The organism is Lysobacter gummosus (assembly GCF_001442805.1).
In the GTDB taxonomy this organism is placed as follows: domain Bacteria; phylum Pseudomonadota; class Gammaproteobacteria; order Xanthomonadales; family Xanthomonadaceae; genus Lysobacter; species Lysobacter gummosus.
The window spans coordinates 420,000-432,693 of the sequence record NZ_CP011131.1 but is presented as its reverse complement, the minus strand read 5'-3'; the positions used below and the strand labels follow the sequence as shown (position 1 = coordinate 432,693).

Sequence of the window (12,694 nt, the reverse complement as noted above, 5' to 3'; positions counted from 1 at the left end):
CGACAACAACCAGCGGGGCGCCGTGGAAACCCAGTTCCTACATACTTTCGTGACCGTGGTCGATCAAGGCTCGATGGCCGCGGCCGCGCGCGTGCTCAACATCACGCCGGCCGCGGTGGCGCAGCAGATCCGCACGCTCGAACGCGAGATCGGCGCGCCGCTGATCGCCCGCGTCGGCCGCACCGTCAGCGTCACCGAGGAAGGCGCGCGCATCCTGCCGCGCACGCGCGAGCTGCTGCGCAATGTCGCCGACCTGCGCAGCGTCGCCAACGAAAGCGAAGTCGCCGGCGAACTGCGCCTGGGCGCCTGCCCGACCGCATTGGCCGGCATGCTGCCCGACGTGCTCGCGCGCATGGTCGAATCGTTCCCGGGCATCAACGTGTTCATCCAGCCTGGGTATTCGGCCGATCTTTACCACTCGGTGGAAAAGGGCGACATCGACGCCGCGGTGGTGCTGCAGGCGCCGTTCCCCTTGCCCAAGACCTGCGAGTGGCAGTTGCTGCGCGAAGAGCCGCTGATCGTGCTGGCGCCGCTGAGCATGGCCGATCGCAATCCGCACGAACTGCTGTCGGCCCAGCCGCTGATCCGCTACGACCGTCACCATTGGGGCGGCCGTCAGGCCGACGAATACCTGCGCCAGGCCAATATCGTTCCGCGCGAGCGCTTCGAACTCAACGCGCTCAACGCCATCGCGGTGATGGTCGACCGCGGCCTGGGCGTGTCGCTGGTGCCCGACTGGGCGCCGCCGTGGCCGGAAGGATTGAAGCTCGCGCGCATTCCGCTGCCCGACGCGTCGGCCAAACGTTGCATCGGCATCGTCTGGTCGCGATCGAGCGTGCGCGTGCGCCTGGTCACCGCCTTCCTGCGCGAAAGCCGCAAAGTGGTCGCGGCGCAGACGCATTGAGCCGCGCGCCGCCGCGACGGCGGCGCGATCCCAGCATCGCTCGCACACCGCGCGGCCACCGCGTGCGTCGCCGAATGCTGCGCCGCGACAAAACTTTCTCTATCGATCCATTCGGCTTAAGCCAACAAAACCTAGTCTGTGAACATACCCCGCATCGGTTCCAACCGTGACGGGGAGCGCATAGGCTCGCGTCGAACCTGCTCAAGACACTCGGTGCGAGAGGGAAGTCGCGATCCGCGACAGCGCCGGCGTCCGCGCACGTCACCGAGCACGCGCCGCAACGGTATGCCCGCGCGATCACCGGCACTCAACGAGACAGACATGGTCAAGCCACTTTCCGCCGCGATCAGCAGCATCTTGCTGCTTTCCACCTTTGCCGGCGCCGCGCAAGCGCAGGACGCCGCCGTCCCCGCGCAGGACGGGCAAAAGCAAGACACGCAGGCCGTCAATCTCGACAACGTCGTGGTCACCGGCACGCGCAGCCCCAAGGCGGTCGACAAGATTCCCGGCGCCATCACTCTGGTATCCAAGGCCGAACTGGCGCGCTCGCTGGTGCTGACCGAAGACGCGACCGCGGTGCTGGCGCGCTCGGTGCCCGGCTACGCCGAATCCTCGCAGGCGATGAGCAACACCGGCGAAAACCTGCGCGGCCGCGTCGCGCTGCGTTTGTTCGACGGCGTGCCGCAGGGCTCGCCGCTGCGCGAAGGCACCCGCAACGGCACCTTCACCGACATGGGCATCGTCGGCCGGATCGAAGTCATCAACGGTCCGTCGGCCTCCGAAGGCATCGGCGCGGCCGGCGGCATCATCAACTACCTGTCCGCGGCGCCGACCAAGGAAGGCAACGAGTTCACCATCACCTCGCGCTATACCACCCAGTTCAAGGACGACAGCGCCGGCTGGAAGCTCGGCGCGACCTTCGCGCGCAAGGCCGGCAATTTCGACATGATCGCCTCGGCCTCGTTCCTGGACCGCGGCATCACCTACGACGGCGACGGCCGCCGCATCGGCATGAACACCAGCGGCTCGCTGGCCGACACCGAATCGCGCAACCTGTTCATCAAGGCCGGGTACAACTTCGGCGAAGACGGCGTGCAGCGCATCGAAGGCTCGGTCAGCCACTTCAACATCGAAGGCAAGGCCAACTACATCCAGGTGCTGGGCTGTCGCCCCGATGAGCGCGCGCTGTGCGGCGAAACCCGCACCAATACCTCCGAGCGCGGCAGCGTCTTCGGCTCGAAGGCCGCGATCAACGATTTCAAGCAGTACCAGCTCAGCTACATCCACTCGGATTTCTTCGGCGGCACGCTGACCGTCAACGGCTACAAGGCCGATCAGGAAATGCGCTACCTGCCGGAGAACACCATCGACCGGCAGGACCCGCTGATCGCGCCGGTCAACACGCTTTACGATCAGTCCGAGATCGTCACCAACAAGAAAGGCCTGCGCACCTCGTGGACGCGGCCGTCGCTGTTCTCGGTCAGCGGCCTGGAACTGCGGGTCGGCCTGGATCTGGTCAAGGACACCGCGCAGCAACGCCTGGCGCTGACCGACCGCCTGTGGGTGCCGCCGATGGAATACAGCAGCCGCGCACCGTGGATGCAGCTGTCCTGGGACATCGGCCCGGTGACGCTGTCCGGCGGCATCCGCCGCGAAGACGGCGAACTGCAGGTGGACAGCTACACCACCACCTGGTATCGCGACCGCCGCAACGTCGGCGGCGGCTCGCTCGACTACCAGGAAAACCTGACCAACTTCGGCGCGGTCTGGCGCATCGACGACAAGTGGTCGGTGTTCGGCTCCTACGGCGAGGGCTTCACCCTGGCCAACGTCGGCATTCCGCTACGCAACATCCAATGTTCCGGCGATGGCGGCACCATTCAAACCAACGGTTGCCCGAACGATCCGCCGATCAGCGTCGAGGATCTGCTGGACCTCAACGCCATCGTCGTTAAGAACACCGAGTTCGGCTTCAACTGGCGCGGCGAGCGCGGCTCGCTGAGCGCCTCGCACTACGATTCAAAGTCCGACTACGGCCAGTCGCTGGCGATCGATCCGGCCACGAACGATTTCGTGCTGCTGCGCGCGCCGGTGCGCATCAAGGGCTACGAACTGTCGGCCGACTGGCGCTTCAACGAAGACTGGCGCATCAGCGCGGTGTATTCGCACACCCGCGGCAAGACCTCGTTCTGGGCCGCCGACGCGGCCGGACGCTACGGCGCCGGCGGCATGAACAAGCCGATGGGCGTGCTCGACATCAACCCGGACAAGTTCGCCTGGACCCTGACCTGGAACTTCATCCCGCGCGGCGACATCAGCCTGGGCGCGACCACGCTGTTCTCGCGCAACCTGTCCGGCGGCGACGTGCGCGGCTTCGACAACCGCAGCTTCAGCTTCAACGAAAGCACCCACGGCTACACCTTGTTCGACCTGGGCATGAACTACGAGACCGAGCGTTACGGCAAGTTCTCGCTCGGCATCGAGAACCTGTTCGACAAGCAATACATCCTGAGCTGGTCGCAGCCGCCGGGCGGATTCCAGAACTACTGGGCCGGACGCGGACGCACCGTCTCGATCAGCCACACCTTCAAGTTCTGAGCCGCCGCACGCGTTCACGAACCGTCCTTTCGACCGCCGCCGGCCCGGACGCCGGTGGCGGTGTTTTTTCCGCTTCCCCAGGACCGCCCTCCTTGCCCGTTTTTCCCGTCCTTCGCCGCTGCCTGTTGATCCTCGGTGCGGGCTGGACGGGCGCGGCATCGGCGAACGATGTTGCGTCCGCTGCGCACGCCGGCTCGATGTCTTTTGTGGGAGGGGCTTCAGCCCCGGCCGCCGAAGCGACGGACGCGCAGCCGGCGCCGCCGCGATCCGAACCGGTATCCACCTCCGCCGTGACATCCGACTTCAGCGCACTGCATGCCTTCATGCGCGAGAGCACCGATGCACGCGGCTACCTCGGCGCGGTCACCCTGATTCTGCGCGATGGCCGCATCGTCGATTTCCAATCCTACGGCCAGCGCGACCTGGCGCGGCGCGAGCCGATGCGCAAGGACGCGATCTTCCGTATCTATTCGATGAGCAAGACCGTCGCCTCGGCGGCGGTGATGCTGCTGGTCGAGCAAGGCCGCGTGCGACTGGACGATCCGATCTCGCGTTACCTGCCCGAACTGGCGCAGCGGCAAGTAACGACCGCCGGCGACGGCGGCAAGCCGGCGCTGCGCCCAGCCGCGAGCGAAATCACCGTGCGCCACCTGTTGACCCACACCGCCGGCTTCGCGGCCGGGCTCAAGGGCGACGACGCGGCGCTGGCGGCGATGCAGCGCAACGATCCGCACGGCGCCTCGGATCTGCGCGGTTTCGTCGAGCGGCTGAGCCACGCGCCGCTCGCCGCAGATCCGGGCACGCGCTTCGGCTACGACGGCGCGGCGATCGAGGTGCTGGCGCGCATGGTCGAAGTCGTATCCGGGCAGCCGTTCGATGCCTTCTTGCGCGAACGCATCTTCCAGCCGCTGGGCATGCGCGACACCGGTTTCGAAGTGCCCGTCGCGCAGCGCGGACGCGTAGTCGATATCACCACGATGGGCGATGACGGCCGTCTGCGCATCGCCGACGGGCCGAGCGCGCGCAAACCCGGGGCCGCCTTGAATGCCTATCCCAGCGGCGCGGGCGGTTTGTATTCCACCGCTTGCGACTATGCGAGGTTCGCGCAGATGTTGCTGGATGGGGGGGCGATCGCGGGTCGGCTTGGCGATAGTGCCTGCGATGATGGTTTGGCGGCGGAGCAGCGCGCGTTGGAAAATTCACCGCAAGGGGAAGACGCTCGGTTGCCGACACACCTCCAACCGTCATTCCCGCGAAGGCGGGAATCCAGAGACTTCAGCGCCATCTCTCAAGTTCGTCATTCCCGCGAACGCGGGCTCCGCTTTACTTCGGCGGCAGCCGAACATCCAGCGACGTCAGGCCTTCTCGCACGAAAAGCCCTGGATTCCCGCGTCCGCGGGAATGACGAAGTGAGGGAACGGCGCGACTTGCCGGCTTCTCATCAACATCGCCGCCTGCTGCGAGCCGAAACCGTCGCCCTGATGCTAAGCAACCAACTGACCATGCTCGACCCGCCCGTCCACCAGTACAGCCCCAACGAAGGCTTCGGCTTCGGCGGATCGGTGGTCATCGACATCGGCCGCGACGGCCGGCCCGGTTCGCTCGGCCGCTTCGGTTGGCCTGGCGCGGCCTCGACCACTTATGCGATCGACCCCGCCCAACACCGCGTAGCCATCGCCCTGCTGCAGCACCTCCCGCGCAGCGACGTCAAAGCCGACCTGCCGCGGATCAGCCGCAACTTCTACCGGCTCGTGGATGAGACGATGAATCAACGCAGCACGTCGAACGCGAAGGCAACGCCATGACCGAACCGACTCGCCGCTTCGTCCTGATCGCCGGCTCAGCCAACCTGGACTTCGTAGTACGCGCCAGCCACGTCCCGGCGCCGGGCGAAACCGTGCTCGGCCGCGAACTGCACACCTTCCCCGGCGGCAAGGGCGCCAATCAGGCAATCGCCTGCGCGCGCGCCGGTGGCGCCGCCACTCGCATGTTGCTCGCGCTCGGCGAGGACGCTTACGCCGAACCGATCGAGCGCTCGCTGCGCGATGCCGGCGTCGAGCTGTTGATCCGCCGCAGCCGCGAACACGCCACCGGCACCGCCTTCATCTGCGTGTCCGACGAAGGCGAGAACGCGATCACCGTCGCGCCCGGCGCCAACGCGACCTTGCGCGGCGAGGATCTGCCCGAGTTGAACGAGGTCAGCCACCTGCTGCTGCAACTGGAATCGCCGCTGGACGCGGTGGAGGCCTGGGCGCGCCGCGCCCGCGCGGCCGGCGTGCGCGTGGTGCTCAACGCGGCGCCGGCGCAGGCCTTGCCGGCGTCGCTGCTGGACTGCGTGGACTTGCTGATCGTCAACGAAGGCGAGCTCGCCGCGATCACCGGCATCGCCGATGACTGCGATGCAGCGCTGGCGCGCGTGGGCGTGGCGAACGTCGTGGTAACCCTCGGCGCGCGCGGCTGCCGCGCGCGCATCGACGGCGAGTATCTGCAGCAGCCCGCATTCACCGTCCAGGCGCTGGACACCACCGCCGCCGGCGACACGTTCTGCGGCACACTGGTCGCGGCGCTGGCCGCCGGCACCGCGTTCGCCGACGCGCTGCGCCGCGCCTGCGCGGCCTCGGCCCTGGCCTGCACCCGGCTCGGCGCGCAGACCAGCGTGCCGGCTCACAATGAAGTCCAGGCGCTGTTGCACACTGCCGATGCACGGGCTGTTGTGGGAGGGGCTTGCGCCCAGACGCCTTCCGGCCAGAACGCCATGATCTGAAACAAGAGCATCGGGGCTGAAGCCCCTCCTACAACAGCCTGCCTTCCGAAAGTTTTCGCGAATCCGAGTCGCCCATGTCCCATTACGATCCCGCCGCCGACGCCGCCCCCGAAGACGAACGCCCGCGCGTGCGCCACGAATACAAGTTCTCGCACGTCACCACCCAGCGCTATCTGCCGCTGCCCGGCAAGGCGCCGGGCTGGCCGTTCGCCGAGATCGGGCACTGGAAGATGGAGGTGGACGCGACCCTCGACGATTGGATCGCCGAGCTCAAGGATTGGCGCCGCGAGCACCTGATCCGCATCGGCTACGACGACGCTCATTACCGCCGTCCCGAGCTGCAATGGGCGCAGCGCAATTTCGTCCACGCCCAGATGATGGCCGAGGACCGCTATTTCTACGATCCGGTCGAAGGCCGCTACACCGTGGACCGTTATCTCGACGATCTGCAGCGCCGCTATGGCGGCATCGACAGCGTGCTGATCTGGCATGTGTATCCGAACATCGGCGTGGACGATCGTAATCAGTTCGATCTGGCCGCCGACCTGCCCGGCGGCCTCGAGGGCCTGCGCGGGGCGATCTCGGATTTCCATCGCCGCGGCGTGCGCGTGTTTCTGCCGACCATGCCGTGGGACCAGGGCACGCGCGACAGCGGCCGCCCGGATTGGGAGTGCGTGGCCGAACTGGTCGCGGCGGTCGGCGCCGATGGCGTCAACGGCGACACCTACAATGGCGTGCCGCGCGCGTTCTTCGATGCCTGCGACCGACTCGGCCACCCGGTGGTGCTGCAGCCCGAGTCCACGATCAGCGCCGAGGAAGCGCTGATCTGGAACGTGCAGAGTTGGGGCAAGAAGGCGCCGAACGAAGTCGTCCCGCCGGTGGCCAAGTTCAAGTGGCTCGAATCGCGGCACATGATCAACTACGAGAACCGCTGGGGCCGCGATCGCAACCACGATCTGCAATACATCTTCTTCAACGGCGTGGGCTACAACGCCTGGGAGAACATCTGGGGCCTGTGGAACCAGCTCACCGACCGCGACGCCGAAAGCCTGCGCCGCATCGCCATGATCGAACGCGAGTTCGCGCCGAACATGGTCAGCCCGGATTGGCGACCGTATGCTCGCACCCTGCAAGCCGGCGTGTTCGCCAGCCGTTTCCCGCACCAGGGCGCGACGGTGTGGACCGTGGTCAATCGCCATGAGTACGAGATCGTCGGCGAACAGATCGCGGTCGATCATCGCGATGGCGCGCGTTACTACGATTTGTGGAACGGCGAAGCGCTGACGCCGCGCATCGACGGCGAACGCGCGGTGCTGGAGTTCGCCGTGGAAGGCCGCGGCTTCGGCGCGCTGCTGGCGCTGTCGGCCGGCACCGAGCATCCGGGGCTGGACGCGTTCCTGGCGCGCATGCGCGAACGTGCGGCGACGCCGCTGCACCGCTACTCGGCGCAATGGCGCTCGCTGCAGCAACGCCTGCTGCCGATCGATCCGGTCGCCGCGGTCGCGTCCGCGCCGCCGGGAATGATCGAAATCCCGGCTGGCGAATTCGACTTCAAGGTCGGCGGCGTGCAGATCGAAGGCCAGACCTGGGACGGCGTGGACGTGCAATACCCGTGGGAAGACAGCGCGCGCCGCAACCATCGCAAGCGCATGCGCCTGCCGCGCTATTTCATCGACCGCACGCCGGTCACCAACGCCGAATATCTGCGCTTCGTCCAGGCCAGCGGCTATCGGCCGCGCGATGCGCACAATTATCTGCGCGACTGGATCGACGGCGCGCCGCGTCCGGGCTGGGAACGGCGTCCGGTCACCTGGGTGTCGATCGAAGACGCGCGCGCTTACGCGCAGTGGGCCGGCAAGCGCCTGCCGCGCGAGTGGGAATGGCAGTACGCCGCGCAAGGCGGCGACGGCCGTCTCTACCCGTGGGGCAACGATTGGCGCGACGACGCCGTGCCCGCGCCGAACCGCGGCCGCCGCCTGCGCGCGCCGGACGAGGTCGATGCGCATCCGGCCGGCGCCAGCCCGTTCGGCGTGCTCGATCTGATCGGCAACGTCTGGCAATGGACCGACGAATACCACGACGAACACACCCGCGCGGCGATCGTGCGCGGCGGCAGTTCCTACCAGCCGCAGACCTCGCACTGGTATTTCCCGCAGGCCTATCGCCTGGATCAGCACGACAAGCTGCTGCTGATGGCGCCCGGCAAGGACCGCTCGGGTTGCATCGGTTTCCGTTGCGTCGCCGATGCGAGCTGACCGATGACACGCGACGACTTCCATCCCGCGATCGATCCGGCCGACATCCATCTGCGCGGCCTGCTCGGCGACGCGCTGGACGCCAACCGCGCCGGCCGCCTGTCGCATTTCATCGTCGATGAAACCAGCCCGGCGATCGCGATCTTCGCGCCGGCGCAGCGCGCGCAGAACCTGGAAGGCGACTGGTACGGCGAACATGCCGGCAAGTGGCTGGTCGCCGCGGCCAAGGCCGCCGCGCGCAGCGGCGATGCGGACTTGCGCGCGCGCGTGCATCGCGTCGCGGATTTCCTGGTCTCCACGCAGGAGGCCGACGGTTATCTGGGCACCTACGCACCCGAGCGCCGCTTCATGCGCAAGCAGGCGCCGGCACCGCTGAGTTGGGACGGCGCGCCGAGCGTGCGCACCTGGGACATCTGGACCCACGCCTATCTGATCCTGGGCCTGCTGGAAGTGCACCGGCATTTTCCGCAGCCGCGCTATCTCGATGCCGCACGCAAGATCGGCGATCTGTGCCTGCGCACCTTGAGCACTGGCGGTATCGACATCACCGAACTGGGCAACCATCACGGCATGTCGGCGACGGTGCTGCTGGACCCGGCGGTGGAGTTGTATGTGGCCTGCGGCGATCGCAGCTATCTGGATCTGGCCCTGACCGTGCTAGGCCAGGCCGATGCGCATCCGCCGCTGGCCTTGCTCACGCGCGCGCTGGCCGGCGTGGACGCGGCCTGGATCGCGACCGGCAAGGCCTATCAGCTGGCGTGGAATCTGGTCGGCCTGGCCAAGCTGTACCGGGTCAGCGGCCACGCCGATTATCTGACCGCGGTCGAGTCGGTGTGGCGCAGCATCCGCGATCATCACCTCACCCTCGGCGGCGGGCCCTGGGGCGGCGTCGCCCACCGTTCGCGCGAAGCCTTCAATCCGGCCGGCGTGTTCAGTCCGCAGGGCTATGTCGAAACCTGTTCGACGCTGGCGTGGATTCAACTCAATCGCGAGCTGCTGGCGATCACCGGACAGGCCTGCTATGCGGAAGAGATCGAACGCTCGGCCTACAACGACCTGCTGGGCGCGCAGGCGCCCAACGGCGAGGACTGGTGCTACTACGTCTTTCCGAACGGACGCCGCGTGCACACCACGTACTGGCGCTGCTGCAAATCCAGCGGCGCGATGGCGCTGGAGGAATTGCCGGGCGTGGCCTATGTGCGCGCCGATCCCGACACCATCGCGGTGAATATTTATGGCGAAGGCTCGGCGCAAATCGCGCTGCCGGCCGCGGGCGGCGTCGCCATCGATCAACGCACGCAGTATCCGTTCACCGGCGACATCCGTTTGCATGTCGAGCCGCAGCGCGAGGCCGGGTTCGCGCTGAAGCTGCGCATTCCGTCATGGGCGCAGGGCGCCCGCGTTACGGTCAACGGCGCGGCCGTCGATGAGGCCGTCGTCGCCGGCGACTATTGCACGCTGCGGCGCCTGTGGCGTCCGGGCGACGAAATCGCCCTGCAACTGCCGATGACGCCGCGCACGCATGTCGCGGTCAACCGCAACGTGCAGGAATCGCGTGCGCCCGACGGCAGCGCGGTCGCGCAGGAAGTGTTGCACTACGAATACCTCGCCGTGACCTGCGGCCCGCTGGTCTACGCCAGCGGCTTGATCGACGGCTTCAAGACGGAAGAAACCCTGCGCCTGCCGCAGGCGCCGCCCGCGCAGTGGCTGCGCTGGTCGCCGCCCGACGCCGGGCATGCGCTGCCGCGCATCGAACTGAGCCCGGGCTATCGCGCGCCGCTGGTGTTTCAACCGTATTACTGCGCCGGCGGACGCGTCGATGGCGCCTGGCGCCTGACCTGGATGTCGTTGTCGCCGCTGGCGGCGGACGCGGCGGCCGATAACGCATGATTTCGCATCCGTTGCACACGCGCCAAGCAAGAATTTGTGGCGCCAGAACATATGCCACCTGCCTGTTTATCCGCGCCCGGCCAGCGCAGAGTTGAACTGCCGCAGGCACCCGCTTCCGGAATGACGCATCGCATGGATTCCAACGCTCCCGACTTCGCCGGCGAACACCGCAGCGGCGCCACGCAAGGCCCGCTCGCCGGTATCCGCGTGCTCGATCTGAGCGCGTATATCGCAGGCCCCTTCGGTTGCACGCTGCTCGCCGACCAGGGCGCGGACGTGATCAAGATCGAACCGCCCGACGGCGACAACCTGCGCCAGTATCCGTCCACCCTGGCCAGCGAGAGCCGCGCCTTCATCGGCGTCAATCGCAGCAAGCGCGGCATCGTGCTGGATCTCAAGCAGGCCGCCGACCACGCCGTGCTGCTGCGGCTGGTGCGCGAGGCCGACGTGCTGGTGCACAACTTCCGCCCCAACGTGCCGCAGCGCCTGGGCATCGATTTCGAACGCCTGCAGCTGATCAACCCGCGCCTGATCTATTGCGCGGTCACCGGCTACGGCGAAACCGGGCCGATGAAGGACAAGGCCGGCTACGACCAGGTGCTGCAGACCATGACCGGCATGTGCGCGCTGCAAGGCCCGCGCGGCGGCCCGCCGGAAATCATCTACGGCTCGGTGGTCGATTACTACGCCGCGGCCCTGCTCGCCGCAGGCGTGTCGTCGGCCTTGTTCGAGCGCGAACGCAGCGGCCTGGGCCAGTTCGTCGGCGTGTCGCTGCTGCGCGCGGCCTTGACCATGCAATCGGCGCGGATGATATGGGCCGAGGGCGAGAGCCTGGACATCGGCCGCGACATGCGCTCCGGCGGCGTCACCGGCATCCATCCGACCCGCGACGGCCACATCTATATTTCCGCCAACACCGCGCGGTTCTGGAAGAGCCTGTGCGAGAAGACCGGCCTGAGCGAACTGGCCGACGATCCGCGCTACGACAGCGTGCGCAAGCGCGCCCAGGCCGCGGCCGAGATCGTGCCGCGCCTGCACGAGGCGCTGGCGGCGCGCACGGCGATGCAGTGGGAGGCCTTGTTCGGCGATGAGGTGCCGTGCGCGGCGGCGCGACGGATCGAGGACATGTTCGAACATCCGCAGGTCGTGGCCGAAGGCATCGTCGGCGTGATCGATCACCCGCAGGTGGGGCCGTATCGCGGGGTCGCGCAGTCGATCAAGTTCGGCCGGACCCCGGGGCCGGCGCCATTCGCGGCGCCGATGCTGGGGCAGGACACCCAGACGGTGAAGGATGAGTTGGCGGAAAGCGGTGGCGTTAGCCGCAGACGGCGCAACCATGGTGGGGATTGATCGGCTGCCTTTGCGGAAGAGCGCTCTGGTGGGAGGGAGCGCTCTGGTGGGAGGGAGCTTTAGCCCCGATGCTTTCCGCTCAAATCGCCGCAATGCCGCAGCACAAGCCCAGCTACTGGCGAACGCTCAATCATCTGAGCCAAAAGCATCGGGGCTGAAGCTCCCTCCCACCAGAGCACTTCCTTCCACAAAAGCGCTCTCTCCCGCACAAGACTTCAGTACCGCGCCGCATTCGCCCCCGGCGCGAACTTCTCCCACAGCTCCTCGAACTGTCCGGAAAAACACCGCACCAGATTCGCATCGTCGGTGACCACGAGGTTTTCTTCGTTGCTGGTGGTCGCGCTGCGGGTCCAGTTGAAACTGCCGTTGGCCAGCACCCGCCCGTCGAACAGGGCGAACTTGTGGTGCATGTGGAACGGGCTGTCGTCGATCCGCATCGCCACGCCCTGTTCGCGCAGACGCAGCACATCGCTGCCTTCGTCGAACTTCTTCTCGTTGTCGCTGATCACCCGCACTTCGATTCCGCGCTTGTGGCAGGCGAGAATCTCCTCGCTCAGCCGATCGTCGGAAATCGTGTAGACGCAGATCGCGACGCTGCGCCTGGCTGCCCGGCACAGCTCGCGCAACTTGCGCAGGCAGGCGTCGCCGGGAGCGAAGTAGGCGCTGGACACCACCGCCGGCGCGGCCGCGACCACGTCCAGGGTCTTGACCACCTGTTCCAGCCAACGCAGCGCATCCATCGTGTGCGGCGGCTCGGCCAACATCAGCTCGCGGGCCATGTCGAAGGCGCGATTGCGCAGATATCGCACGCGGTCGCCGCCGATGCTGCCGCCCAGTTCGCGCAGCTCGAATTTCTCTTCGTTGTCCAGTGCGTAATCGGCAAGGCTGTCGCGCAGCTTCTGATCGAGTTGTCCGAAATCCATCGCCCGCCCC

9 protein-coding genes are annotated in these 12,694 nt (G+C 67.3%); 7 read left to right on the top strand and 2 right to left on the bottom strand.

Going from position 1 to position 12,694, the window contains the following annotated elements:
* Positions 1-22 precede the first annotated feature (22 nt).
* From LG3211_RS01695 to LG3211_RS01680, 4 genes are all read left to right on the top strand, one after another.
* Positions 23-904, top strand: a complete 882-nt coding sequence (locus LG3211_RS01695) for a LysR family transcriptional regulator (RefSeq protein ID WP_057941324.1) — start codon at positions 23-25, stop codon at positions 902-904.
* A 321-nt stretch (positions 905-1,225) separates the two neighbouring features.
* Positions 1,226-3,502: a TonB-dependent receptor gene (locus LG3211_RS01690; protein WP_057941323.1), complete on the top strand. Its 2,277-nt coding sequence runs from the start codon at positions 1,226-1,228 to the stop codon at positions 3,500-3,502.
* A gap of 92 nt (positions 3,503-3,594) precedes the next feature.
* Positions 3,595-5,307, top strand: a complete 1,713-nt coding sequence (locus LG3211_RS01685) for a serine hydrolase domain-containing protein (protein WP_148648701.1) — start codon at positions 3,595-3,597, stop codon at positions 5,305-5,307.
* Complete coding sequence (locus tag LG3211_RS01680) at positions 5,304-6,266, top strand: ribokinase (RefSeq protein WP_057941321.1); 963 nt, start codon at positions 5,304-5,306, stop codon at positions 6,264-6,266. The genes LG3211_RS01685 and LG3211_RS01680 overlap by 4 nt, the downstream gene beginning before the upstream one ends.
* On the opposite strand, the gene LG3211_RS27345 is transcribed toward LG3211_RS01680, so the two are convergent.
* Positions 6,167-6,403: a DUF6053 domain-containing protein gene (locus tag LG3211_RS27345; protein ID WP_425479930.1), complete on the bottom strand. Its 237-nt coding sequence runs from the start codon at positions 6,401-6,403 to the stop codon at positions 6,167-6,169. The genes LG3211_RS01680 and LG3211_RS27345 overlap by 100 nt on opposite strands.
* Here LG3211_RS27345 and LG3211_RS01675 point away from each other — a divergent pair.
* The 3 genes from LG3211_RS01675 to LG3211_RS01665 all read left to right on the top strand — a co-directional run bounded on the left by LG3211_RS01675 (position 6,341) and on the right by LG3211_RS01665 (position 11,761).
* Positions 6,341-8,521 (top strand): formylglycine-generating enzyme family protein, encoded by a 2,181-nt coding sequence (locus LG3211_RS01675; protein ID WP_057941320.1) that lies wholly within the window; start codon positions 6,341-6,343, stop codon positions 8,519-8,521. The two genes, LG3211_RS27345 and LG3211_RS01675, sit on opposite strands and share 63 nt — an antisense overlap.
* A 3-nt stretch (positions 8,522-8,524) precedes the next feature.
* Entirely contained in the window at positions 8,525-10,411 is a 1,887-nt protein-coding gene (locus tag LG3211_RS01670) for a glycoside hydrolase family 127 protein (protein ID WP_237049814.1), read from the top strand.
* A 132-nt stretch (positions 10,412-10,543) separates the two neighbouring features.
* Positions 10,544-11,761, top strand: coding sequence for a CaiB/BaiF CoA transferase family protein (locus LG3211_RS01665; RefSeq protein ID WP_057941319.1), 1,218 nt, complete (start codon positions 10,544-10,546; stop codon positions 11,759-11,761).
* 215 nt (positions 11,762-11,976) lie between these two features.
* Here LG3211_RS01665 and LG3211_RS01660 read toward each other — a convergent pair whose 3' ends face one another.
* Complete coding sequence (locus tag LG3211_RS01660) at positions 11,977-12,684, bottom strand: phospholipase D-like domain-containing protein (protein WP_057941318.1); 708 nt, start codon at positions 12,682-12,684, stop codon at positions 11,977-11,979.
* Positions 12,685-12,694: the final 10 nt, after the last annotated feature.

What these genes read in the sequence shown, in the direction of transcription:
- LG3211_RS01690 (WP_057941323.1), top strand. Translation starts at nt 1,226, where the DNA reads ATGGTCAAGCCACTTTCCGCCGCGATCAGCAGCATCTTGCTGCTTTCC.
- LG3211_RS01670 (WP_237049814.1), top strand. Translation starts at nt 8,525, where the DNA reads ATGACACGCGACGACTTCCATCCCGCGATCGATCCGGCCGACATCCAT.
- LG3211_RS01660 (WP_057941318.1), bottom strand. Translation starts at nt 12,684, where the DNA reads ATGGATTTCGGACAACTCGATCAGAAGCTGCGCGACAGCCTTGCCGAT.
- LG3211_RS01680 (WP_057941321.1), top strand. Translation starts at nt 5,304, where the DNA reads ATGACCGAACCGACTCGCCGCTTCGTCCTGATCGCCGGCTCAGCCAAC.
- LG3211_RS01675 (WP_057941320.1), top strand. Translation starts at nt 6,341, where the DNA reads ATGTCCCATTACGATCCCGCCGCCGACGCCGCCCCCGAAGACGAACGC.
- LG3211_RS01665 (WP_057941319.1), top strand. Translation starts at nt 10,544, where the DNA reads ATGGATTCCAACGCTCCCGACTTCGCCGGCGAACACCGCAGCGGCGCC.